Source organism: Desulfosporosinus nitroreducens (genome assembly GCF_023897015.1).
Classification (GTDB): Bacteria; Bacillota; Desulfitobacteriia; order Desulfitobacteriales; family Desulfitobacteriaceae; genus Desulfosporosinus; species Desulfosporosinus nitroreducens.
This window is the reverse complement of sequence record NZ_JAMHFY010000030.1, coordinates 14,886-39,349: the sequence shown is the minus strand read 5'-3', so window position 1 is coordinate 39,349 and position 24,464 is coordinate 14,886. Positions and strand designations below refer to the sequence as shown.

At 42.6% G+C, this 24,464-nt stretch carries 18 protein-coding genes, 3 pseudogenes and 1 riboswitch; of the genes and pseudogenes, 3 read left to right on the top strand and 18 right to left on the bottom strand.

Going from position 1 to position 24,464, the window contains the following annotated elements:
* Window positions 1-20: 20 nt before the first annotated feature.
* Window positions 21-106: riboswitch (cyclic di-GMP riboswitch) on the bottom strand.
* A 504-nt stretch (window positions 107-610) separates the two neighbouring features.
* The 15 genes and pseudogenes from M8E35_RS22350 to M8E35_RS22285 form a co-directional block, all read right to left on the bottom strand.
* On the bottom strand, window positions 611-1,333 hold the full coding sequence (locus M8E35_RS22350) for a CpsD/CapB family tyrosine-protein kinase (protein ID WP_252472689.1): 723 nt from the start codon (window positions 1,331-1,333) through the stop codon (window positions 611-613).
* 411 nt (window positions 1,334-1,744) lie between these two features.
* Complete coding sequence (locus M8E35_RS22345) at window positions 1,745-3,820, bottom strand: cell wall-binding repeat-containing protein (RefSeq protein ID WP_252472662.1); 2,076 nt, start codon at window positions 3,818-3,820, stop codon at window positions 1,745-1,747.
* Window positions 3,821-4,559: 739 nt separating this feature from the next.
* Window positions 4,560-5,066, bottom strand: coding sequence for a type II toxin-antitoxin system HicB family antitoxin (locus tag M8E35_RS22340; RefSeq protein WP_252472660.1), 507 nt, complete (start codon window positions 5,064-5,066; stop codon window positions 4,560-4,562).
* Window positions 5,032-5,622, bottom strand: a pseudogene (locus tag M8E35_RS22335) (DUF3102 domain-containing protein); the annotation flags it as partial. The gene M8E35_RS22340 and the pseudogene M8E35_RS22335, both read right to left, overlap by 35 nt.
* Window positions 5,522-5,737 (bottom strand): 16S rRNA (uracil(1498)-N(3))-methyltransferase, encoded by a 216-nt coding sequence (locus M8E35_RS26780; protein WP_309446498.1) that lies wholly within the window; start codon window positions 5,735-5,737, stop codon window positions 5,522-5,524. The pseudogene M8E35_RS22335 and the gene M8E35_RS26780, both read right to left, overlap by 101 nt.
* A gap of 116 nt (window positions 5,738-5,853) precedes the next feature.
* The gene (locus tag M8E35_RS22330) at window positions 5,854-7,815 is read right to left on the bottom strand and encodes an ASKHA domain-containing protein (RefSeq protein WP_252472658.1); all 1,962 of its coding nucleotides are present in this window, start codon (window positions 7,813-7,815) and stop codon (window positions 5,854-5,856) included.
* A gap of 65 nt (window positions 7,816-7,880) precedes the next feature.
* Window positions 7,881-9,296, bottom strand: a complete 1,416-nt coding sequence (gene pdxR, locus M8E35_RS22325) for a MocR-like pyridoxine biosynthesis transcription factor PdxR (RefSeq protein WP_252472656.1) — start codon at window positions 9,294-9,296, stop codon at window positions 7,881-7,883.
* Window positions 9,297-9,889: 593 nt separating this feature from the next.
* On the bottom strand, window positions 9,890-10,594 hold the full coding sequence (locus M8E35_RS22320; RefSeq protein WP_252472654.1) for a vitamin B12 dependent methionine synthase: 705 nt from the start codon (window positions 10,592-10,594) through the stop codon (window positions 9,890-9,892).
* Window positions 10,595-10,625: 31 nt separating this feature from the next.
* Entirely contained in the window at window positions 10,626-11,528 is a 903-nt protein-coding gene (pylSc, locus tag M8E35_RS22315) for a pyrrolysine--tRNA(Pyl) ligase large subunit (RefSeq protein ID WP_252472652.1), read from the bottom strand.
* Complete coding sequence (pylSn, locus tag M8E35_RS22310; RefSeq protein WP_252472650.1) at window positions 11,477-11,806, bottom strand: pyrrolysine--tRNA(Pyl) ligase small subunit; 330 nt, start codon at window positions 11,804-11,806, stop codon at window positions 11,477-11,479. Before pylSn ends, pylSc begins: the two co-directional genes overlap by 52 nt.
* A 3-nt stretch (window positions 11,807-11,809) precedes the next feature.
* The gene (gene pylD / locus M8E35_RS22305; RefSeq protein WP_252472648.1) at window positions 11,810-12,625 is read right to left on the bottom strand and encodes a 3-methylornithyl-N6-L-lysine dehydrogenase PylD; all 816 of its coding nucleotides are present in this window, start codon (window positions 12,623-12,625) and stop codon (window positions 11,810-11,812) included.
* An 18-nt stretch (window positions 12,626-12,643) separates the two neighbouring features.
* Complete coding sequence (pylC, locus tag M8E35_RS22300) at window positions 12,644-13,789, bottom strand: 3-methylornithine--L-lysine ligase PylC (RefSeq protein ID WP_252472646.1); 1,146 nt, start codon at window positions 13,787-13,789, stop codon at window positions 12,644-12,646.
* Window positions 13,790-13,831: 42 nt separating this feature from the next.
* Window positions 13,832-14,890, bottom strand: coding sequence for a methylornithine synthase PylB (gene pylB / locus M8E35_RS22295; protein ID WP_252472644.1), 1,059 nt, complete (start codon window positions 14,888-14,890; stop codon window positions 13,832-13,834).
* A 413-nt stretch (window positions 14,891-15,303) separates the two neighbouring features.
* Window positions 15,304-16,695 (bottom strand): annotated as a pseudogene (locus M8E35_RS22290) (monomethylamine:corrinoid methyltransferase).
* Window positions 16,696-16,698: 3 nt separating this feature from the next.
* Window positions 16,699-17,358, bottom strand: coding sequence for a cobalamin B12-binding domain-containing protein (locus M8E35_RS22285; RefSeq protein ID WP_252472642.1), 660 nt, complete (start codon window positions 17,356-17,358; stop codon window positions 16,699-16,701).
* Window positions 17,359-17,932: 574 nt separating this feature from the next.
* Between M8E35_RS22285 and M8E35_RS22280 the strand changes: the two genes are divergently transcribed.
* Together M8E35_RS22280 and M8E35_RS22275 are read left to right on the top strand one after the other, a co-directional pair.
* Window positions 17,933-19,309 (top strand): uroporphyrinogen decarboxylase family protein, encoded by a 1,377-nt coding sequence (locus tag M8E35_RS22280; RefSeq protein ID WP_252472640.1) that lies wholly within the window; start codon window positions 17,933-17,935, stop codon window positions 19,307-19,309.
* A 41-nt stretch (window positions 19,310-19,350) separates the two neighbouring features.
* The gene (locus M8E35_RS22275) at window positions 19,351-20,268 is read left to right on the top strand and encodes a CobW family GTP-binding protein (protein ID WP_252472638.1); all 918 of its coding nucleotides are present in this window, start codon (window positions 19,351-19,353) and stop codon (window positions 20,266-20,268) included.
* Window positions 20,269-20,836: 568 nt separating this feature from the next.
* Here M8E35_RS22275 and M8E35_RS22270 read toward each other — a convergent pair.
* On the bottom strand, window positions 20,837-21,355 hold the full coding sequence (locus M8E35_RS22270; protein WP_252472636.1) for a DUF3231 family protein: 519 nt from the start codon (window positions 21,353-21,355) through the stop codon (window positions 20,837-20,839).
* 24 nt (window positions 21,356-21,379) lie between these two features.
* Window positions 21,380-21,910 carry a DUF3231 family protein gene (locus tag M8E35_RS22265; protein ID WP_252472624.1) on the bottom strand — a complete coding sequence of 177 codons (531 nt, stop codon included), beginning with the start codon at window positions 21,908-21,910 and terminating at the stop codon, window positions 21,380-21,382.
* A 96-nt stretch (window positions 21,911-22,006) separates the two neighbouring features.
* Here M8E35_RS22265 and M8E35_RS22260 point away from each other — a divergent pair.
* Window positions 22,007-22,810 (top strand): annotated as a pseudogene (locus M8E35_RS22260) (IS1634 family transposase); the annotation flags it as partial.
* Window positions 22,811-23,529: 719 nt separating this feature from the next.
* Here the strand turns inward: M8E35_RS22260 and M8E35_RS22255 are convergent.
* Window positions 23,530-24,399: an Abi family protein gene (locus tag M8E35_RS22255; protein ID WP_252472622.1), complete on the bottom strand. Its 870-nt coding sequence runs from the start codon at window positions 24,397-24,399 to the stop codon at window positions 23,530-23,532.
* Between the last annotated feature and the right edge of the window lie 65 nt (window positions 24,400-24,464).

The following is a 24,464-nucleotide window of genomic DNA, read 5'->3' as shown; positions in this document are numbered from 1 at the left end:
CAAGCGTGCTTCAAATATATTACAGCAACCTGGCAATCATAGCATTCTCAGCCTTAGACCCATAGCTTTGCGCCCCCGCCTTTCGACGGGTTTGCCAATTATATAAATTTAGACATTATCTTACCATAGTTATTTGGAATAATTTGTCGAAATATGGTTGATGTGTAAGATTTGTTGTTTATTGCACGAAATAGACTTGAATTATCTTCTTAAAACAACTAGTTTGAAAGGTCTGCTCCACTTTAAATTCGCTAGAAGAGAAGCTCATAATCCCCTCCCAACTAGTAATTTCAAGGGCCTATTTAACTGTTTTGTACTTGCTGAACTGGAGAAAGAAAAATAGTCGTTGAAAATATCGCCTTAAACCATGCTCGATATGCTTTAAAAAGCCGAAAAGCCCAGTAATACTAAGTAATACTGGACTTTTTATGTTCTCAATTAATTGTATCAAAGATTGAGTACTTATTTGGTGGAGGCGATCTCTATGCAGCGCGTGAAATGGGTAAAGAGGCGCAAAAACAAGTTGTCGAAGGGTATGCCCATTTTTAGTTGACCTTTCCAAGACGAAAGAATAAGCAGCCCATCCGTCAGTACAGTGGAGGAGGGTTGCTTATTCTTTTTTGCGATCTTTATGATGCTTTTGCTTCTTCTTATTTGAATCGTCAGACCCGTGATAGTAGTAGTAATAGTTGTATTCACCGGTTTTTAAGTCCGCTTTATTGAGAACGGCCCCAAGGATCTTGGCGCCCACTTTATCCAGCAATTCTTTAGCTCTTAGCGCATAATCTTTGTTCACTTCGCCTGAGGCCAAGACCAAGATGACCCCGTCAACTTCCTGAGCAAGAACTGCGGCATCGGTCACTGCTATAACGGGAGGGGTATCGATGAGGACTATGTCATATTCCTGACTGAATTCCTTGATCAAACGCTTCATCCGATTGGAACCCACAAGCTCTGCAGGATTAGGAGGAATGGGTCCACCCGTGAGAACCTTTACGCCAGGGACAGCTGTTTCCCTAATATAGTTTCGGTAATCTTGTTCCTGAACTAAGGCAACTGACAACCCTTGACTATTATCTAAGCCAAATAGTTTATGTTGAGTGGGATTGCGTAGGTCGGCATCGACCACAAGAACGCGTTTCCCAGTTTGTGCCATACTCACCGCGAGGTTAGCAACCGTGGACGATTTTCCTTCCCGAGGTCCGGAGCTTGTTATCATGATTTTCTTGGTTTCTGAATCCACACCCGTAAACTGAACGTTCGTCCTGAGCGTTCGATAAGCTTCTGAAATTGGAGATTTCGTTTGTTCTATAGTGATTAATGAATATGCCAATTGAATCTTCTCTCTGACCCTTGTTTCCTGTTCCATTTTGACCTCCTAGATTTGCCCTCTAAACTTGTTCGAAATTTTAGTATTCAGGATTAATATTTTTTCTTCCAATTTAAATATTGTTCGTTATTTGGAAAGTCTGTCTTCGAGAATCAAAAAGCCGTACATCATACGGCCTTTTCTCATGTAAAATTCCTTAGATTAGTAGTGAAAAACATAAAACCCCAGCCAAGCCGAAGGCTAGGCTTGTACTGATCAGTCGTTGCCAATGCATGTCATAATATCGCCCTCACATAGCCAATTAGCGAGGTTTAAGAAAAACCTTAGCCCTAAAAAATATAACTGAAAAACAGAGAGTTGGAATTCCCAACTCTCTGTATGGGACAGGTTATGTCTTCTTCCACACGAAACCCATTACTCTACTTTCACTGTGAACTTTACCAACTCGTTACCATTCCTAGAAGCAGTAATCACGGCAGTACCTGTAGTGAGGCCTTGAATTTTTGAACCATCCTGGGCAACAGTCGCAATCAGAGGATTGGAGCTTGACCAAACAAGCATACTTGCAAGATTAAATCCATAAGTATTTATCCCTACGACAGATAGAACAGGTGTATTATCATTATTAGCTAATGTATAAGGTTCCAACGAATCCGTAGTACAGGTAGTTCCGTTCATTTTGATAACGATTTGAGAACGGATAACCGACATGGCCATGGCTTTTTCTGCGGCATTCGCTGGATCAATAACCGCCCCAACCTGACGCTGAGCTTTAACAAGCATATCTATATTCCAGCCATTGTCTGCGAGCTTTTCATCAAAGACCTGGTACGTGCTTTTCTTGATAACATTGGTCGTAGCAGTTTTCGTCCATCCAATAAGTTTTTCCTTCAGTTCTGTACCTGAACTGTTTACGAGATCTGATAACGCAGATATATTACCATTTTCGTAATCGGCTATGAGCTCGTCTTCGATTACGTTTTTAAGCTCTTCTTGCATTGCCAACGCGAAACCATAGAACTCATTTACTTTAATGCCTGGGAAAAGGATGTTGAATGTGTCTAAATTATTTCTTTCAAAATCATTAAGTGCCTGTTTCAAATCGTTTGCGTCACTAGAATAGTTGATCTCTCTAAAACCTTCTAAGGCCTCGACGATTTTTGCTTTTACCTCAGCTCTTGTAACACCTTTAGCTTTAAATGCACTAACCACTTGATCTGTCATCAGTCCTTCAGCGGCATCGGTTAAAGCCCCTTCTTGCACTGCAGCCGTCAATTTTGTTCTGGCTTCATTAATGGAATCTTTTTCGTTCTGATTAAGATACCCACGGTAGGACATAATTTTCGTAACAACTTGGTTAAGGTTTGCCGTAGATGATGAACCTCCGCCTTCGTTGACTCCACCACCTCCGCTACCTCCGCTACCTCCACTACCTCCGCTACCTCCGCTACCTCCGCTACCAGGGGTTGCAGGTGTAGCAGGGTTTGCAGGGTTTGCAGCTCTACCTTTAAGAATACGGTTAAGAACACCGTCAGGAACAACAGCTGTACCACCTAAAGCGGTTACAATACTTGTCGGGGAAAGTTTGCTACTTACATAAGTTGTATCTTCATTCTCCGATCCGTCAGTGAGAACAATGCCAGCATTATACTTAGCAGCAAGAGGTGCACCAGCCAAAGCGTCAATCGCTGTTTCCCCGTTTGCTACGAGTACATACTCATACTTCAAAACATTGTCAAATTGTTTAAGCACTGCGATGTTCGTATCATAGGCTGTGTTTCCGTAATAGCGAGTTGCGCTTGGAAGCTGAGCTTTTACAACATCACTGATCACGGCTGTTCCACCAATTAGATCCGTTGCAGTTACACTCGCATTTGCACTCAGGAACGCTTTAACACTAGCAGGAATTGTGTCTCTTTCAGTTAAGAGAATTGGTTCAGTTTGAGCAGAGGCAATCGATGCGATGGAGAGCGCGTCTTGGTTCAGCCAGCCGTAAGCAACAGCTACTTTGCTTACGGTAGCACCTAGAGATACCATTTTTTGAGCGATATTCGCAGATGTGGTAAATCGGTCAACTCCAGCGAGAGACTCAACCGTAATACCCATGCCTTTTAAAACATCAACTACAGCTTGGCTGATCACAGCAGTACCACTTGTAACATAAACCTTTGTGACATTGAGTTTTATGAGTTCAGCTTTGGTGTCAGCATCCAATACGTTTCCAGCCCCGGTCAGAAGGATAGGAGCTTTAAGGAATGTAGCGAGCGGCCCAGCAGTCAGTGCATCAACCATACCATACGAGGTTGAGGATGCAAGAATTGCTGTACCCGTCCAGCCTGTTTGGTCAGCGATTGATACCGCGGTTTGCGCGGCAGTTGCTCCACCTATGCGATTCGCCGCTACACCTTCAGCAAAAGCATTAAATGGGATCATAGTGAGTGCCATACCAACAATAGCTAATGAAGCTAAAGCTTTTTTTGCTTTTTTCATGTAGAAATTCCCCCTCTCGAATCTTTTTAGATCACTTTTTTCTCTTAGCAGATAAACTACTTTTTTCCAAGGACGTATTTGTCGTCCCTGACCCCCTGAAAATGATCCAAGGCTAAATGTGAATATGATAGTCCATTCTCAAGAGACAGATAATATCCAAATATTATTATATATACAAGCATATACCTAAACTGTATATACTTGTATATATTAATATTATAATATTGTTCCAGCATATTTAAATCTGTATAAACTACAGGTTAAACAAATATATTTTCCAGGTAGTTCCTACAGGTTTTCATATAATCTATTAGACATTACGCAGTAAAGCATTCCACAGAATAACCATAATAGGTTCTATGTCCACCTATATGTATTCTTTATTAAATACATTGTTAAAGTGAAATCTAGAGTCTGCCCTCATCAACGCCTAGAAACACTCAAGAAATCCTCTCGTGCTTCCGAGTCCTCTTTCAAACACTACAACGGATTGTTCTTCCCATTCTGGTATGCCTTCCTCTCCTCCTATTCTCTAATACGAAGCGAATTCTCTCTTTTAAGGGGCTTTCGGCCGAATCTCTGACAAAGATGACAAAAAGTAGTAAAATAGTTTGCTTTTATAACAAATTGGATCAAAAAATTCAATGAGGTAAAATGATGGATAAAAAAAGCGTGCCCTACTCGGGCACGCACTCTTGTTTCTTTAACCACCATTCTGGGTACATTTCTGCACCAAGATTCAATTGGCATGTGCGTTTTCAGGCAGCATGTCAATCCCCAGCTTCTCCCTCAATACCTCCTGAATGTCCTGTGCAGAAATCGGCCTGCCTTTTTTCCCCAATTGGAAGAGCCAGCTGGGAAACCCGATGGCTTTTCTGGCGAATTTGGGACCGTACATGCAACCGTACTCCTGCAGATCGGCCGCTACCGGAACAACGACAGCGTCCGCCGCGATTTCCCAGCCTGAAGTATCCGAAGCTTCGGGTATGTGCTCATGCTCTCTGTCCATCATACATAAATGAAACCCCAGCCTGGGCCCGGCCAAGTAATAAGCCTGGATAAAATCCTCCCCTTCGATACCGCAGCCCGGCAGGTCCGGGAAAACAACCGTATATTTGCCGCTTATTTTATCCCGCTCTATAATGGCCGGGAAAACATATTTCCTCTTCATCATCCACCATTCCTTACTGCGCATCTCCGCCGGGACGAGCTTACCTGCTCCACGTCTCGTCCTTAAGCCACACACTCAAACGATCGTAAACTTTATTCTTATAAGTAATATACGTCTCCTTATCATTGGGGGCGATTTGGAGAAGCTCATGCTTTACTTCCTTAATGGTTTTATCCAGGTTTTCACAGAGGAAGGCGATATGGTTGGCCCTGACCTTGAGCGAGGTATTAATGAAGTTCGTTTTCATCCTCTCGTAGCCCTTGGCGGATGAGCTTTGTTCGAGCGATTCCAGCGAATCCTTCAGCTGCCTGGCCGTTTTATCGAGTTCCGCTTTGGACGTCTTGACGTTCTCCAATTGGACCTTCAGATTGGCAAGCTCCGTAGTCAGCTCGGTGATGATACCGCTTTGGTCTTCCACTGTTTTCTGGAGGTCCGCGTTCTCCTGCAGAGCCTGGTCTTTTTCCTGTAAAACCTGGTCTTTTTCTTGCAGGGTCTGCGTCCGTTCATTGACCGCTTGCCTGAGTTCCTGTTTAGTCATTCCCTCGATATCCATATCGATGATAAATTGCGCCCGTTCCTCCTTTGGGATCCCTAAAAGAAGCACCGCCTGGCTGTAGTTCAAATTCGGATCCAGGCCCCAACGAAACACTTTCAGCCCCCAGCTTCTCACGTGCAAACGAGACCTCGTTCAGGTCAAACCCTCCCTCAGGCCCAATCAACAAATCGATCGGCCGTTTACCATCCATAGTATCTAGGGTTTCTGATTGATATGAAATCCTCAAAATCCCCATACTTCTTGGCAATAGAGGTATAGGTGGTACCGATTTTAACAATAAGTAGTTGTTTCATCGTTCCCTCACTCTTACTTTGAATGTTTTACTGTGGGTATTGTGTCCAAGATATGCTGCACATGGGGAAAAGTGTCCTTTCCATGAGGGAAATACATCGCCTGCACGAACTGAGACTGAAAATCTGGTTCGACAGCTGTTTCCACGAATTGAACAAAATCGGCTACTTCTTGGGCTTCTACCCTTTTATCTTTATCTAAAAGGGCTATTTTGGCTCCGTCTCCCGCAGCATTCCCCACAGCAACTACATTATCCAAATTACAATCTGGGAACAGACCGATAACCAAAGCGCTTTCTTTGTTGATATAACTACCAAAAGCACCGGCTAAGGTAACACTGTCCACTTGGTCAGTACCCCATTTTTTCATGAGGATTTTAGCACCAGTGTACAATGCCGCTTTGGCCAATTGTATTTCTCTAACATCCCCTTGAGTCACAGTAATGTCACTTCCGATGGACGTCTCCTCTGACCAGGCCAATACATACTCGGGCTTATTGTTAGCATTCCGACGTATTCTTCGGGATGTTTGTTGCATATTAAACTTGCCGGTTGGGTCTATAATTCCCGTTTTAAACATTTCGGCAATTATGTCGATAATCCCGGAGCCACAGATCCCCTTTGCTTTAATCGTTTGAGACGGCTGGAACCAATCAGCCTCGCCAATGACTTTATACTGTGGTTCTAACGAAACAGGATCTAGTCTTACTTTTTCAATAGCACCCGGAGCAGCTCGCATTCCGAACTTGATCTGAGCTCCTTCCAAAGCTGGGCCAGTGGCACAGGAGGTGGATAGCAACCGCTGTTTATTACCAAAGTCAATTTCTCCGTTCGTACCAATATCGATCAGCAACCTCCTTTTTTCCTGTTTATGTGGTTCTTCTGCAATGAGGACCGCTACATTATCTGGACCCACAAAACCGGCTTCTACTGGAAGACAGTGAATATTGCCTCCAGCTGCAATGCTTATCCCTAGGTCTCGCGCCTTAATATCCAGAGATTTGCGGACAGCGGGAGCAAAAGGAGAACGCCCCACGTAGCAGGGGTTAATATTTAAAGCTATATGGTGCATGGCAGTATTAAAGACCAGAACCATTTCAGCGACTTGCTCCACATTAATTCCAGCAGCCTTGGACAGTCGTGTAACAAGGGTGTTAATCCCTTCAATAATAGTCTGGTGCAATATAGCCAAACCGTTATCATCGTTCATACCATAGGTGATCCGCGATAAGACATCTTCACCGTACCTTATCTGGGGATTCATCATTGAATCTTGCTGTAATACCTTCCCCGTGGTTAGGTCACATAGATAGGCCGCAACAGTGGTTGTACCAACATCAACAGCCACTCCGTAAGTTGCTTCGACTAACCCAGGTTCAAGAGCAATGACTACCTGTTCCTTCCACAGGGTTGCTGTTACAGACCATTTTCCTTTGCGCACGGTAACTGGTAATGAGAGCAACACTGTGTAGTCGATACTCAACTCTTTGTCTAGATGGGAGTATCGGTCCAGTAGAGCGCTCTTTAATCGTTCAGAATCATCTCTGTGATCTTCCAGACTGGCAGGTATCATTTCTACAAAATAGTTACGTACAGCTGGGTTGACCCGTAAAACTCTATCCTTACCGGTTTCCAAGACAACCTGTTGAGTGCTCCGGCTTTCTTCGGGGACAAAAACTAATATGTCGCCCTCTATTTGAGTACAGCAAGCTAAACGATATTTCTCACTTATTTCTTGAGGTTGAAGCCTATCTTTTTCATTCTCTGTTAATTGAGATACATGGGAAATATGAGTTTCCGCGCTCAATTCATCAACATATCCTTCGTCAATTTTCACCTTGCATTTTCCACAGCATTTTGTTCCTCCACAGGGACTTTCAATATCTACACCCAGTTTCCTGGCTGCCTCAAGTAGGCTAGACCCTTTTTTTACCGTACCTCTACGGCCAGAGGGCTGAAAAATCACCTGACAATCCATATTTTGCTCCTTCGATTGCGTATTCTAAAGGACATTATTCCTTCAATATCTAAGATAAAAAAAAATCACATTTCCAATGTTTCAATAATTTCCTTCAATGCACAAGCAAACTCAATGCAAGCTCCTTCTAGATCTTCCTCTGGTATAGAATTAAACCCAAAGAGGAAGATGTTTTCCGGTGCTTTTTGCTGGTTCCGCCAATAGACTTTCGTCCCATAAATTCCAAAGCCTCTCAATCTCATCTTCGTGATCAGACCTTCTTGACTCGTGCATCCCGGAATTTGTATCAAGGTATGAGAACCTGCTGGCGCCGGGAAAATCTTAACGACACCTGCAAGATGTTCTTTTATCACTTTGTTAAATATTCCGTATTTTCTTCTGTTTGACAGCGACATCTTGCGTACATGTCTTTCGAGATGCCCATCTCTGATAAAATACGCCAGTGCCTTCTGATTATTAGTCGGAAGCGCCGAATAATAATACTTGTATTTATCTTCGTATATTTCCAAAAGTTTATATGGGAGGACAAAATACGCACACCGAAGAGATGGAGAGAGAACCTTCGATAATGTACTCAAATAAATCACATTCTGCCCAGTGCTCAAAGACTGAATAGAGGGAAGGGGTTTTTCTCCATATAAAAATTCATTGTCATAATCATTTTCAATAATATGGGCCTGGTTCTTTTGCGCCCATTCTAAAATCTGCAAACGTTTTGTTAAGGATGTAGTGACTCCGGTAGGAAATTGATGGGATGGCGTCAAATAAAGCAGATCACACATCGAGTTTTCTAGGACATCAATATCGATCCCCAGATCGGTCATGGAAAGCGCTTTGATCGAGTATCCTTTATTCGTAACTATTCTTTGCATTCCAATAAAGCTGGGGTCTTCCACACCTATCGAATATACTTTCTCATGCAATATATCGGTAATAATATCCATAGCATATTGTGTGCCGGCGGAAATGACGATTTGCTCCCAACTGCATTTTACACCCCGGCTGTTATTGATGTAATCGCACAGACTTTTCCGTAATTCTACATTTCCTTTGTTGCATTCATATGCGATTTTCGTGGAACAGGATTCCTCCAACATTGCGTCCTGCATATACTTTCTCCACTTCGTCCACGGAAAAAAACTTGACTCAATGCTCTCATAATTGAAATCATACTTCAGCGGAACAATAGACTCCCGTACTACTTCTTTTTGTCCCTTTCTATATAACACGCTCGATCTCGGTAAAGTTAACAAGTTCTCCACATAATAGCCGCTTCCCTGAACCGACCGGATATATCCTTCCGCCAGTAGCTGCTGATATGCCCTGCTCACGGTATTGATGCTGATGTGCAGTTCTTCCGACAATACCCGAATCGGCTTAAGAGCGTCGTTTGTTTTAAGATCACTTTGTATAATACTCTGCCGTAAAGTCTCAAATAGCTGTTCATACAAAAACGATCCATTTTTATCCAGCAAGAGCATGGAAATCCCCCTCTTTCCAATTCTGGATATTAACAATATTCTTGGTTCAGATGGGGTTTTTACCCCACCTGAACCTTAGAAGATGTTATCCAGGAGCTTAGTGCCACTTATCCCGCCGCTTGAAGAAGCGGAGGTGTTAGTGGCAGTTAGCTATCGGATAAATCCTGTAATCATCATGCCAGCATTTCTAATCCAGCACCCATTTGCAAAAAACTAATCAGAATATTTGTATCCGTAAAACCTGGTGCGTGTGTAAGCAAGTGACTTTGATGCTCCAATTATTTCTTTGGTAATGTTCATAATTTTAGTTATTAGCTTCATAACGATACACCCCACATTTTTTACATTGCAACCAGCTAACTCAGAGAAAAAATGACGCTCTTCTGAGAAATAGGTTAAACCTACCCCGGAAGAGCGCCGTTGCTCAGGGAAAAAAATAACGCTCTTCAGGGAATAGGCTAACCTACCCTCGAAGAGCGCCGTTGCTCAGAGAAAATATCTTACGAATAACTCATTCATAAAGCACGATGCTTTTCTTTAATTAACTTACCATCACAATATATGAGGATTTTTCACTTGTCAATAGTCTTGAACTATTGAATATTGTATTTTGCCATCTTTCTTCCCGCCTTACAATACATACAGGTTTTCCCTGAGGATAAGCAGTTCCCGCAATCATTTCCGACGAAGTTTTGTTTGCTGTTTGTGACCAGAAAGAACCCAGCATAACTCTTTGTGGGCGACATAAAACCACTGTCGAGCAATTTTAAATAGATTTTCTCGCCATCTAATATGGCAAAAAATTGCTCCAACTGTGAAATATCCATACCGAAAAATCCCGGTCCAAAATTATCTGAAACATTCCTGCCTTTATTGCAACTTAATCCCTGCAAATATTGTCTTAATATTTCCTGCCCGGCGTCCATGTATGCATTTTGCCACATATCATAGTAAACTTGATTCAGGATACTGGCTTCGCTCAAATTTAGTTCTCCAACTGTTAACAGGTAGATGTATATTCGCTCAATTTCCTCGGTGGGAATCTGAGCAAGAGCATTACAAGTAAACAGTTTTCCGTCCAGCAGCATATTTATTCCATCAACACAAGTTTTTTCGTATTCTGAGATCAGAGCCTTGATTTCCAGCTGATGGTACACATCATTCAAACTTCTTAATGATCTTTCAATTATTTTCTGGGATACAGGTTTTGCCCTGTTATACCCGCACATGTCTCTAAAATTCTTTTCCGCGAGTTCCTTTCCCTGACCCTTATCTAAACGGATCATATGGTTTTTCATACCTACCTTCTCCTTCTATCGAAACAGAGTATCACTTTATCTTTAAACAAACACCATCCAGAAAAACATTGCTTTTCGAATAACGCTGGATGCCACTCTGCTTTTCCCTGTGCATCAATAATCGTTCCAAACCAAATCCGATGCCGACCCAGGAACACGTGATTCTCCATTTGTCATCCAGCGGATGAGGCCCCATAGCAGTAGATGCCAGCTCCAATCCGTCTCTGCTTACCACATCAAGCCCAACGCCATAAACGACCGAGTCCTCTTCTTGGAGAGAATAGTCGTCGATTCGGGCTGCCTTTAACACCAGGTCTGCAAATTGTTTTAGTTGGTCGATTCTGTTTTCCTCCGGTGTTCCCCACTCGACCAGATTGAGCATGGTGAATTCTTTCAAATGAGAGTTACCTTCCGATTCCTTGCGGAAACAAGAGCCAATTTCAAAAATACGAAGTGGCAGCTTTTGGCTGGTCAATATCTTTCTGGAAACTTCATAAAGATTCGGTGCAAGCATTGGGCGCAGGCAGGTCTTGGGATCCAGCCAGAACACCTGCTCGTGCAGAGGGTTGTTCTTGTCAATCGTCATTTTCTCTAGGGCCATCGACGAGATTATGATAGGGGTCGTCACTTGGGTAAACCCTTTTTCACACAGTGCATCCGCCAATTCCTGCTGCAATCGGCAAAGTGCCGGTTTGCGGCTCTGTTCCAACAGGTACTTTAAATCGGCCTTGTTTTTTACCGCCGCCTGTTTTTCCACTATTTTATAGGTCTGTTCTCTTTCATTGACCGTTTCAAACATCCGAAATACAGTTTCCTTTTTGATGCCCAACTCTGTCAATCGGTTTTTTTGAGTTTCCGTAAATTCTATACTCATACCGTCACCTATTTTCTGGCATCCGTAAATACCGTCTGGGAATATTTCGTCAGTTTCCATTCCGGGATCTTGCACTTTTTACAGGGATTTTTACACCAACGATTGCGTAGCCATCTTGCGCTCCGGCTATTTTTCGAATCCCACGCGACAAAGGATTCTCCACAGTGTGTCGTCACCACCATGGTCTTACCTCTATTTTCTAATGATTTTACACCGTGAAGCGTTCCGGAACGCGACGGCCATAGTTTGACCTTATTGATCAATTGGAATAGCCTCTGATTTTTGAAGATATACCTTACGACTTTTTGTTTTTTGATTTCCTTTATTTTTTGCTCCATATCTTAATCCTCTAACTGTTTCATACAATCAAAATACATGGTTATGATCCCAAGCTCCAATGGATTATGTATTACGGTGGCTTTTTCTCTGGCTGCAGCCGTCGCTCCGCACGGCATACCCGGTGCCGCAATGATTGTTTTTGGGGTCACGTCTTCTCCCGTAATAAAATCACCTATCGTACCGGCATAGATGATATAGGTAAACTGATGGATTGGAGCCGGCGAAGAAATCCATGCGGAATGCTCCAAAGTTGCTGCCAAGCAAGCCGCTTTATTATTGTCCAAATCGCAGATTACTGGTATCGCATGTTGTTCTGCGATGTAATGGGCCGCCGCTTGTCCCACCGGGCCGGCTCCGATTATCAGCACGCGTTCCTGCAGAGGATTTATCCCCTGTTTCCTCATAGCCTCGATGATCGCCGCTGCAAAGCCCCTTCCCGTAGCCCAGCCATTGTCGGAGTGCACGGCACTCCCAATCCCAAATGCCGCGCACACGCAATCGTCGGCAAGAAATGCGATCCCGCATTTTGACCGATACGCTTGTTGGAGACCGGCAACGTCCGTTTTCTCCGCAATCAACGTTTCCACCCGGCAGTGACGAAGAATGGCTCCCACCGCTTGTGAAAATCCGGTGATAATGCCCAGTCCGCTCGTAACCGAAATTACGGCGGTCTTGATTCTCTTTGTATTTTCCGTTAAACCGACCGCTTTTTGAGCAATTTCCTCCATGGTATAGCCTGTTTGTCTGATAAACAGATCTTCATAATCCTGAAGTTGTGTTTCAATCAAATTGATATCAGATTCCAGCAGTCTCGACATACGTCCTTACTCCTCTCATCATTCAATAAACTCCCAGTCCTCGATCCCCAACCCTTTCTTCAATTGCTGAATAAACATGAGAAATGTTTCGTGCGCTTGCTGTTCGGTTTCCCCGGTGACGATAATAATTCCTTTCCAGTCCCTGCTGCCTTCTTCATAGTCGGTGATAGCTTCTATGCATCCAAAGAATCCTTTGCGAATCTTCAATTGGCGGCAAGACCCAATGATATGTTCTCCTGTGACTTTGATCTTTCCGTCGCAAACCTGTATCTGCTGGTACAGACAAACCTGTTTTGCCGGAAGAATCCGGATGCTCTCGGCGTTTCCTAATGCCAGCTCGGTCATCATTTCCACCATATTCATCCCCGTTGAATGATATACACTGATCGGGGTCTGGCTTGGCAGCCTTGCATCGATCTCTAGTAATTTCAGTTTTCCTGCCTGGCTGATCACTTCAATGTCGAAAATGCCCTTAATTTTCAGGATTTCCGCCAGCCTTTGACCGATCTCCAGCATCTGTTGCTTTTCCTGCGCTTCCATATTGGCAGGAGCAACGATTCGTTTGCAGTCATATTCGTCGTCTACTATAACTTCTGTAATCTGCGGAAAATAAAAATGTTCTCCGTCCCCGATCACTTCCAGAGAATAAGAGGCGCCCTCCAAATATTCCTGAATTACAGTATGAATGTTTTTATGCGTTTCGAGGTATTCTTCTACCTCTCGACGACAATAAGCCTTCTTTACATGCTTGCTGCCACTTTCCCCGTCCGGCTTTAAAATAACAGGGAATACACAATCTGGATATATTGCGGGTATCGGAAGTCGGTTTTTTTGAAAAAGTTCAATAGAGCGATGTTTGGAACGGGAAATATTATACACATTCACATCAAACATGACTTTAGTGCCCATTTTTCTTCCGTACTCGTCCACTTTGACAATGACTTCATGATCCTCTATTGCCGGCAGTACGACATCCGCTTTCAAAAACAGCGGGAGCATCTCTTCTTCATCAAAGACGTCCGCTTTGACAAATTCGTCTGCCAGATCTCTGCCGGGAGCATCCGCATTATGATCCAAAGCCGTAACATGATACCCGGCCTTTTTCGCCAGATATATTGCCTCAACTCCTTGCAATTTCGCACCGATGACCAGTATGTTTATCATGGAATCCCCACCTTAACTGCGAATGAAATCATCTGCACATTTTTAGATGCATGCTATATCTATAGTTCTTCTGTCCGCAACCCAACGGCTATATTCCTGTGCCGTGGCATTCTCCAAATTACATTTCTTCAATGTATTCTGAATCCCCGCCACCGTACGGCTGCCCTCATCAATGTCATAGTTACAGTTTGCAACGCCCGCGAACCCCTTCATAGGCGGAATGATGGAGGTCACGATGTTCGCCCCAGCCATCAGTCGCTTTTCAAGGCCACCCAACCCTTCTATATCCATGGATGCCGGGATCAATACATCCGGGAATAGCAACCTCATAACCGCGATATTCATCAGTTCGTTTTGATATCCCTGACTCCCCGCACCTTCAAACGGTGCTCCCTCTTGCGGGACAAAGGTCATAGTCCTCATTTGCATTGCTCCCAGTCTTTTCATCACTCTAAACGAATGAACCCTGTCCTCTAACGTGTCTCCGATTCCGGTCAACAAGCCTTCCTCAATGAGCATCCCCAGGTCTCTGGCATATCGTTTTGCAATCATCCGTTTTTCGTAACTTTGCCCTTGCCGCAGCTGTTCAAACAAGGGTATTTGATGTGTCTCCTGATACAACGCATACCAATCGGCCCCCGCCCGCTCGATCAACTCCAAACCGTGCTGGTCCAGCACTCCCGGTGATACCATGATAGACAGACCGGTTTCGTCTTTTACGGCTTTCACAATTGAGGCCAGTCTTTTCGGATGTTCTGTATAAAACGTATCGTCTCCCGTCGTCAAATCAATCAAATGCACTCCGGACTTCTTCAATTCCACAGCTATGTTAACCACTTCCTGCAATGTTTTGCGATACCGTGGAGAATTGGGGTTTTCTTTTCTGAAATAACAAAACGTGCAACTGTTCTGACAGTACGTTGAAAAATATACGAAACTATATAAAAAGACTTTATTCCCGAATACGGCTTGCCGTACCTTTCTTGCGGTCGCAAAAATCTGTTCTATTTCACTTTCATCCGTCCGGCTCAATAGGTAGACAATTTCCTCGAAGGATATTTGATTTCCTCGATGGCATTTCCTAAATATTGTTTCAAGCATTCCGTAAGCCTCCTACTTAACTTTTTCCTTCCTGTATCTTTACTCTTCTGCCAAAAGGCAGAAAAACAAGCGAACATAACATAAGCACCATCCCCAAACGTATGAATTTTAATATACATTTTTCAACAAAAAAATATAGGAATCCGCAAGTGCTAAACATACTTCAATGAGACATACCAGAATGTTTAGACTTTCCAGACACCTATATACCGGAATCCATTATGGCGAAGAGTCCCGGAGTCGCACCCGGCTGTACGGATTTAGAGTCCGTAAGATCACTACGATCCACCCTCCATATAGTCATCTGCCAACAGTCCGCAGATCGAACTTACGAACTACCCTGAGTCAATAAGCGTAAAACCCACAGACTGCCGACAGATTAATACAGTAATAGTAGTTATGCCTGATTGAAATTAGTCATTCCAATATGTCAGGCCTAAATCAGTCATAATTTTAACAGCTTCATCGTAAACCTTGATATATTCCTCGGTCGGAACCAGTTTCTTTACATCATAGCATTCCTGGAAGGTTTTCCCCGCAGGCGCCGTTTTATAATCCTTTTCATACATGGAAACTAGTTTGTCCAACAGAATGTTTACTTCATGAAGATCCATTCCCGCAACTGCATGTGCTACTTCACCCATGAAACGGGCTTCCATGGCGGTAAAGAGGTCGGTGACGACACCTTTACCGGCAGCGACACCGGACAAGATCTCTCGTCCGCTGACTGTATCCGTAATAGCCTGAGCTGCCGTCTCCAGTAAGCACATGACTGTGCAGGGACCTGCTAAAGTGTAATACTGATTTCCCAATATCAGATGGGTATTCTCTTCAATGGCACGAGCTGCGTGACCAGCAACGGCAAGAGCCTCTCTCGTCGTTGTTATGCCCCAGCGCACGTGCACCGGCCCATCCAGATGCCAGGTGGCCTGTAACATTACAAATGAGTTTAAAGTTGTAGCGACATCAACGATTGTGGTCTCTTCCAGGCCACCTGCGTATCCGCCGAAGATAGGCATCTGTTCTACCATTACGTTTACACCAGCTGTAGCGTAATGTGCTCCAACAACCAACGCACCTACGTCGATTTTGAGCTCATTCAGCTGAGAAACCTCATGAGAATCAGATGGCCTCATGCCGCCTTCAAAGTCAGCAGATATGACCCCTGCGGCACTTAATGATGTCTCATTGCCCTACGTTCCCATGCCTTTGCGTCCGGCTCTGAGCTGTGCCTCGCGCACTTGTAAAGCCTCTGAACGCACAGCCATTATCTCCCACGGAGAACCGGGCGACGGGTCCTTACCCATGACAGTCTGCAACACACCGTCAACCATCGCATCTATGATCCGTTCTTGTGCATATGACTGGTGGATTGCAAGGAATAGTTCCTCAGAACAGGGAGAACCAGTTGGGCCACCCTGAATAACGGGAGCTTTCGGCGAATCATAACTCCTTGGCACCACATTTATAGCCTCTTTGCCTTCACCGTACGTGAAATGGTCCGGTGCGGCTTTAATGGCATGTAGCACCTCATCCTTTGTGTACTTGATTACCCGTCCGGTATCCATGCAATAAATGCCGCACTCAACCAGCATCTCCAAACCTGCCTTAAACAGCTTATCTATAAGTTCTTTGTCCTCCGGAATAATTGTTTTTTTGTCCATTTTTATTCCGTATTTATCTTTTAATTTTCGGGCGGTCTGCGGTATTAATTTGAAATCCCAATCTTTTTCGTTCATTTTGGGTCCGCTCTTTGCGCGATCATATACGTCAAACACCGTAACGTTTTTCCCTATTGCATTCATTGATTATGCGCCTCTTTTCTTTGCAATCAAGTCTTTTGCCATTGAAGCTACCTCTGAAGCCGTATCGGTGTAACCGTCTGCTCCGATTTCATTACACCACTTTGCAGATACGGGAGCGCCTCCGAACATGACGATGTATTTATCACGAATTCCGTCTTCCTTGAGAGAATTGATAATTTCCTTCATCGACGCCATTGTTGTCGTCATAAGGGCGGAACCACAGATAAGATCCACGCCGTATTCTTCAGCCTTTTCGATAACTAACGAAACCGGCACGTCGCGTCCAAGGTCAAATACTTCAAAGTTGTTTGCCGCAAACATTGTACTTACTATGTTCTTGCCAATATCGTGAATATCGCCCTGCACAGTGTGAATAATTACTTTACCACTGGAAGCATTGTTTTTCTCCTCGGCAGACATTGAACTCGTCAAGATATTGACAGCGGTTTCGAATGCCTCGGAAGCCATCATCAAATCAGGAACAAAAGCCTCGCCTTCATCGAACAAGTCACCCATAACCGCCATGCCTTTCGAGAGGCCCAAGCTGATACACTCCAACGGATCAAGGCCTGCTTCAATAGCCTCTTTAGCTGCTTCTTCTGCTAAATCGGGGTCCATTTCCACAATCGAGTTTTTGAGTTTTTCATAAATATCTTGGCTCAAGTGTGTTTCTCCTCCTTTGATAAAATTTTCTTTTGCTAGAATACTGACTCATTACAAGCAAGCTAACAATATGATTGATTGACACAAGATTGTTTTACTGCGAGCAATACTCCCAAAAGCTATAATTGAAAATAAAAAAAGGAGTCATAAGTATTTGCGACTCCATTGTCTGCTTATTACTACGTCTCGTCCGTCTCATGTGCCGAATCTATATGCAAATTATAAGATACCGTTCCTCAGCATCAAAGATACAATTTTAGAATTTTTTCGGGATACAATTCCTAACGGTCTGTGTCTGTCGATTAAACAATGCAGCTTTTTCACTTAGTCAATGAAGAATGCACTTTGGACGATTTCAACGCCGAAGAAATTGTATCCTGAAAATCCTTTCAAATTGTAGCTTCACAATTTTTAGACCATGATTTATACTTCTTTAAAATCAACAAGTAACTCGTCACAGCAAAGACAAAGACGCTTTACCAGCTTATCAGAAGCGTCTCTTTGTATACAAAACCCTGCATTTGACCCGGGGTTCGGTGGATGAATTATTTCAAAACGTCAGGAGGATACAAAAATGGGTAAAGAATTGCTAATGAAGGTGTTGAATCACGAGGATACTAACGGACAGCTTCCCTGGATTCCTTTCGCGGGTGTCCATGCAGGAAAACTAAAAGGTTATTCAGGAAGAGAGGTCTTAACTGATTCCGTCAAATTGATCGAAAGTCTGCGGGAAGTATACAAGCTTTATCAACCGGACGGTATGCCAATTACGTTTGACTTGCAACTAGAAGCCGAAATTCTTGGTTGTGAGCTTATGTGGGCTGATTACAACCCCCCCTCTGTTGTGTCTCATCTGTTCGACAAAGAAAAAGGGATTCCCTGTAAATGCAAATTCCCGACACCGGAATCTGGTCGGATACCCGTTGTCTTGGAAGCAATGCACGTAATGAAAGAAGAAATTGGCAATGAAACCGCCCTTTACGGTTTGATCTGCGGACCATTGACACTCGCCTCGCATCTTCGCGGGAGCGACTTCTTTAAAGATATTAGAAAAGATCCTGATTACGTCGTACAGCTCACGTCCTTTTGTGCCGAGTATGCGCAGAAAATGGCCGACTTATATATTAATGCTGGAATGGATGTGATCGCTGTTGTCGACCCGTTGGTCAGCCAAATTTCTCCGAAGGTATTTGCAAATCTGATGCACGAGCCGTTCAAAGCTGTCTTTGATTATATCCGTTTGAAGGGTGTAAAGTCTTCCTTCTTTGTGTGCGGGAATGCTTCTTACCAAATAGAAGTGATGTGTGAGACCCATCCGGATTCCATGGCGGTCGACGAAAACGTCGATATGGTTTCCGCCAAAGCGATTACGGATCGTTATAACATTGCGCTGAGTGGTAACATTCCGCTGACAACCACCATGCTTTTTGGTACCCAACAAGATAATATAAAGGGCGTTCTGGATTTGATCGACAGCATCGACAACAAACAGAACCTCATAATCAGTCCCGGCTGTGACATGCCATATGATGTACCTCTGGAAAACACAGTTGCCTGTGCTTTGGCTGTCCATCATCCTGATGAGGCCCGTGCAATGGTTGTCAACTATTCCGTAAGCGACTTTGACCAGATTGAAATCGAGATTCCCAATTACTCAGGCATGGATAAAGTATATATCGAACTGTTCACGCTGGATCCGGAACAATGTGCCGCCTGCACTTATATGGTGAAAAGTGTAACCGATATTTTTGATGAGATTAAAGATATGGCTGACTATATTGTATATAAGTATTTTATTAAAGAGGACATTGCCAGAACCGCTAAAATGGGATTGAAAAATCTTCCCACTATGTGCATTGACGGGGAAAGTGTGTACATTTCCATCATTCCTGACAGAGACGAATTGATCGCTGAGATAACCAAACGTTACAATGCTAAGCACAACAAATGAGAATGTGCTGATTAAAATGTCTGATGAAAGAATGATGCTTTATGACACAACTGATCCTGCTTACAGGCTTTCTGGGTACGGGAAAAACCACGCTTATGGAGCGCTTGCTTCATTACTATAAGGACAGCCCTGTGGGGGTTATCGTCAACGAATTCGGTGAAATCAATATCGATGCCCGTGTGCTGGAAAATGACGGAATTATTATGCGCGAGTTATCCAACGGCTCAATATTCTGCTCCTGCATCAAGGAGAACTTTATCAAGGCTCTTATCGATATGTCGTCCCAAAACTTCGAATATCTGTTTATCGAAGCATCCGGACTGGCTGATCCTGGTAACATGCAGCAGATTTTGGAGGTGATCGAGAAATACACTGTTCATTCATACCACTATTCAGGTTCTATATGTATTTTGGACGGCGAAGCTTTTCTCGAATTGAACAACATTCTTCCGGCAGTACAGAACCAGTTGACCCAGGCGGGGGTTGTTCTTGTAAACAAAGAAGATCTGATTTCTTCCGCAATTAAGGCCGAAATCCAGGCTGAAGTACGGAATGCCAATACCCATGCCCCTATATATTTTACCAGTTACTGCAATATCGATATCAATAAATTAGTGATGAATTTGCAGCCCTCAAAATCGGCGAGCCAAGACAGCACCAATACCCCGGAAAACAGGCCTCAGACATTTATCATCAAGGTTCTGCTATCTATTACAATGAAAGAACTTCAGGGTTTTCTAAATTCCATTGCGCCCTATACTTATCGTATGAAAGGTTTTGTAACTGTGGGAGATAGCAATTATTCTGTAAGTGGTGTGCGCTCTCATATGATGATCATGCCATGGACCAGAGATATTCCGTCTTCCGAAATAGTACTCATTTCCGCTGTTGGGATAGGCTTGACAGGGGCCATAGCAAACGCGATAAAAATGAATGCCCCCAAATCAATAAAGCTATGATGAAATATTCATATACATCGCCCACTATTACTGAAATAAAGCATGTAGGAAAAATCGGGTGGAAGTGGCATGACGCGTTGAAGCGATTAAGCAAGAATGAATAGGTTTCTCTGGGAGCAAAGGCGCTTGTTTAATTCCGATTATCGGAATGAAATATGCGCCTTATTTGTTCCGATTTTGCAACTGCGGACAAATTGCATAACGTTTAATGTTCACAAATATTATTGAGCCGCTTATGAGTAATCATGCAATAGGAAATCAGCAATTTAGCCTATCTATGAAATCGCTGCCACTGATTGCATATTAGAAAAAACACTCCTAGCAGCCATGTTCGTATCGAGTGAAAAATATGGTCTCTATAATATGAGCTACTTCCGTAGAGCATCCCTTCAAAATCCGAATACCTTTCATAATAATCAAACAGTTTTTTAAACTTAAAGTGATTAACATACTGAATCCCTGCTATAGACTCATACTTTTCTTAGATAATCTTATGAAAAACCCTCCAGTAGCATCTTGAGTTGCTCCTTGAGGGTTTGCATGAAAACAAATCGTCCTTTATTTCCTACTAAGGCTTGTAGATAGGTGGTCTTAATAAATAATCCTTGGTTTTACCATATTCAAGATACATATCATATATTTTCATTTCTTCACCCATAAAAGACAAAAACAAATCCCTGATTTTAGGCGACGTACTGTGGATAAAGGCCATGGTATGAACCGGTAAAAAGGCCTGAATGCCTCTTAGTATCCGTCTGTATATCTGCCTGTCCGATATGAGCTCGAAATTTACCGTCTTTTGGGTTTGTTTTGGTGGCCTGAGAGGTAAAGGAATGCCATAGTTCAAAAGCTCTTTTTCTAATAATTTTGTATGCTTAGTAAGAGTCTTGATGCCATATTTAAGGACTAATTTTAAATCATCATCTTTAACGAAACTGTTTAAAAGATTAGTTATATAAATGACGTTATATCTCTGCATCAAATGATTCCAGAGATGGTAAACCTCGCTTACATTAATAGTTCTTTGCTTATCCCTGAGAGACTTGTCCATTTCAGAGATTTCTTTAATGTACTTCAATATCTTCATGACATCAACCTCTAATTTAAAATTTTATGGACGATAGACAGGGGGTTGATTTAAAAAACCTTTTAATTTGCCGTATTCAACCAGCATTTCTTGTAATTCTATAGTTAGGAGTAAATGATTCTTTAATCCTTTTCTGACATCAGGAGTAGTACTTTGCATAAAACCGATGCCCAGAATAGGAAAAAATGCTGCAATAACTTCATATAACATTTGGAAAATGTCCCTGTCGCTAACGATCTCGATTTGAACTGTCGAACTAACGTCTGCTGGTGGCCTCATGGGAAAAGGCAAATCGTAATCTCGCATTAATGCTTCCATATCATCAATTCCTGCAAGAAGGCCTTCTTTAACCCTATTTTTTATTAGTGTCAAATCATTATCTTTAATCATATATTCAAAAATCTGAATGGTTTCCAAGGCATCCAACTTGGTGACTAAAACATCCCAAATATAAAAAACTTCTACCACATTGATAATTCTTTGTTTTTCCCTGGCTGACTTACCGATATCAGCTATCTTTTGGAATTTATCCATTAGATCTACTATTGTTAACACTCCCTTTTTCTTCTTGCCTTTTTATAATTTCCTAACTCTTATTTATTATGCTTATATTAGGGGAAAATTTACGATTCTTTTTGGGTTGCAATTCTAATTCAAAGGGTCATTGTTGTTGGCGACCGTGGAATGATGGGTAACGAACTCTAGATCTTCTTAAAGAGCTCGATTTGCAATATATTCTGGGGGTTCGGATGCGCAGCATAAAAAGTGCTCCTGAAATTATTAACGATAGCCCCCCCTATCTTACGGTTGATGGAAAGGATAATTTGAAAGTCAAAGAAGTTTTATTCAATGACAATCGTTACATTGTCTGCCTCAATGGAGAAGAAGCAAAGCGGGACAAAGCAGTCCGGGAACACATTGAGGAAAAACTTCGCGCTCGGCTAAAGAATGGCAATGTAAAAGACTTAATCGGCAACAGCGAATACAAGCGCTATATTAAAGTCGTAGACCAAGCTGCCACCATCAACGAAGAGAAACTGAAACAAGCTGAACTCTTTGATGGCCAATACATCATTCAAACAAACACTGGCCTACCGACAGAAGAAGTAGCCACTGCCTATAGAGACTTATGGAAAATTAAAAGAGCCTTCCGAAGCCTTAAAAGTACGCTTGATCTTAGGCCTGTATACCACTGGACAGAAAAACGAATCTGTGGCACATTATGCTCTGTTTCCTCGCTCTGGTCATGCAGATCAAATTCCAAAAGCTTCTAGAAGAAGTGGGTAGTGAGTACGGCTATACCGATATCATTCGATCCTTAAGGAAAGTAGATGTCGTTAAAGTTAAAGTCAAAGAGGTGAACATCTAGTAAGGACTGAAATCCAAGGTGCTGCCAACATTGCATTTAGGGCGGTGGGAGCCAAAATACCAGAAAGAGTGCAAACCATTAGCTAATTTCCAAAAAGAGAATGTAGTGGTACGCGCATTTTTATACTTTCCTAACCCTTGCACTGCAAGGGTTACGGTTTTTTAACTGTCAAACGCCAGCTTGAGCTTTCATAAAAGACTTCCCAATTGACAAAGGTATTAATACCAAGGAAATGGTCTGCTTGTAAATGTTGTCCCCTCTACATTAATTTTGACTAGGTCTAACCGTAATCTCTTTCTAGAATGCAAAAAAGCCTTGAAGTACATCATGTGTACCCCAAGGCTCTAATTTTTATGTATCTCCACCACATTCGAGGGTTTGATTGGTGGAGGCGACCTTACACTGTACAAAACCCTGCAATATAGGACTAGTTTCTAACTATATGTTCCTACCACCATAAAAGTGACAGGCACCGATTACTTTTCGGTGCTTTTTTTTCGTAAACGATTATCATATAGACTTCTTCGTCTCCTGCTCTGCGCTCTTGCCTTTGGTTTCCAATTGATGATTATTAAGAGCACTATCAAAATAGGCCATATCCATAAAGGCACTGAACTGATTATCACCCTGAGAATCCTGAGAGCGTAATATAGGGCATCTAATGCATTGTATCTAGGTTTATTGCGAATCACTCGCTTTCATATTAACGATTTATATTGCTTCGAGCTGGTCGTGCATGTCTGGCCTTAATATGAGGTTAATCTTTGAAAAGAGAAAAGCCCCTGCAGAAGCAGAGGATGAATATTTATGTAAGTAATCTCAATTCGTTGTACCACTCTTTCGGAAAACCAAGTCTCTCTAAGTCAACGCCTTCATATTGTTCCACTAAACCTACCAAGTTATTAACGAATGCTCTCCACTCTACTTTATTTAAACATAATTTCCCCATGACATACATCACACTAAAAATCTTATTGTCAGGAAACTTATCAGCAAAAGCTTTATACAATCTAGGCTTAATCTTTAAATTCCTATCATACAGCCGCCCATAATGTGCGCAAATATTTCTTACGTTAGAAAATACGTAAAGCCAGTTCTGTATGAAGGTATACGGTATGCTGTTATAGTATTTGTCCGCTATTAGCTTTTGGTCTTCGCTCTTTAAGTTTTTAAACATTTTAGATAATTGCCCAAAAGACATTACTTCGATTACAACCCAGATAGGAAAATTACCGTCATACTTATGTATATGATGCCTAATAAACAGTTCGTCCTGCCTTTGGTCAACATCCTGCTGAATACATTTCAGCATTTCTTGGTGATATGTAAGATCTCTAAAACACACGCTATCCTGATAGCTCAGTGGGCCATATTTATGAGCAAGTTCATAAGCAATATGCGTACGGAATGCGATCTCAATCCCCTCTAGCACTTCAATGATCATATTCCTGAGTCTTTTGTCAAACTCATAGATGTGATATACATCCTCAAAGGTAACCCCATCATAGAACTTATTATTTTCCTTCAAAGTAAGCATATAAGCACTTAGTCGATAGTAATTTACCCTTTTTAGCACATCCTCTGCCTGGCTATCGACCGGAATACCCATACCCCTCGATTTTAGTATGCTTATTTGCTCCTGATATGTTGTCGGGTCTTTTACCGCTTTTTCCATGGCTGACCTCAATATAAAAAATGTCCCGCCGTGGTACGCATTGTTAAGAGGCGTGGCGGGTTCTG

What these genes read in the sequence shown, in the direction of transcription:
- M8E35_RS22345 (WP_252472662.1), bottom strand. Translation starts at nt 3,820, where the DNA reads ATGAAAAAAGCAAAAAAAGCTTTAGCTTCATTAGCTATTGTTGGTATG.
- pylB (WP_252472644.1), bottom strand. Translation starts at nt 14,890, where the DNA reads ATGCTTGAAACAATATTTAGGAAATGCCATCGAGGAAATCAAATATCC.
- M8E35_RS22330 (WP_252472658.1), bottom strand. Translation starts at nt 7,815, where the DNA reads ATGGATTGTCAGGTGATTTTTCAGCCCTCTGGCCGTAGAGGTACGGTA.
- pdxR (WP_252472656.1), bottom strand. Translation starts at nt 9,296, where the DNA reads ATGCTCTTGCTGGATAAAAATGGATCGTTTTTGTATGAACAGCTATTT.
- pylSn (WP_252472650.1), bottom strand. Translation starts at nt 11,806, where the DNA reads ATGGAGCAAAAAATAAAGGAAATCAAAAAACAAAAAGTCGTAAGGTAT.
- M8E35_RS26780 (WP_309446498.1), bottom strand. Translation starts at nt 5,737, where the DNA reads ATGGATGGTAAACGGCCGATCGATTTGTTGATTGGGCCTGAGGGAGGG.
- M8E35_RS22280 (WP_252472640.1), top strand. Translation starts at nt 17,933, where the DNA reads ATGGGTAAAGAATTGCTAATGAAGGTGTTGAATCACGAGGATACTAAC.
- M8E35_RS22320 (WP_252472654.1), bottom strand. Translation starts at nt 10,594, where the DNA reads ATGAAAAACCATATGATCCGTTTAGATAAGGGTCAGGGAAAGGAACTC.
- M8E35_RS22275 (WP_252472638.1), top strand. Translation starts at nt 19,351, where the DNA reads ATGACACAACTGATCCTGCTTACAGGCTTTCTGGGTACGGGAAAAACC.
- M8E35_RS22255 (WP_252472622.1), bottom strand. Translation starts at nt 24,399, where the DNA reads ATGGAAAAAGCGGTAAAAGACCCGACAACATATCAGGAGCAAATAAGC.
- pylSc (WP_252472652.1), bottom strand. Translation starts at nt 11,528, where the DNA reads ATGGAAACTGACGAAATATTCCCAGACGGTATTTACGGATGCCAGAAA.
- pylD (WP_252472648.1), bottom strand. Translation starts at nt 12,625, where the DNA reads ATGTCGAGACTGCTGGAATCTGATATCAATTTGATTGAAACACAACTT.
- M8E35_RS22270 (WP_252472636.1), bottom strand. Translation starts at nt 21,355, where the DNA reads ATGAAGATATTGAAGTACATTAAAGAAATCTCTGAAATGGACAAGTCT.
- pylC (WP_252472646.1), bottom strand. Translation starts at nt 13,789, where the DNA reads ATGATAAACATACTGGTCATCGGTGCGAAATTGCAAGGAGTTGAGGCA.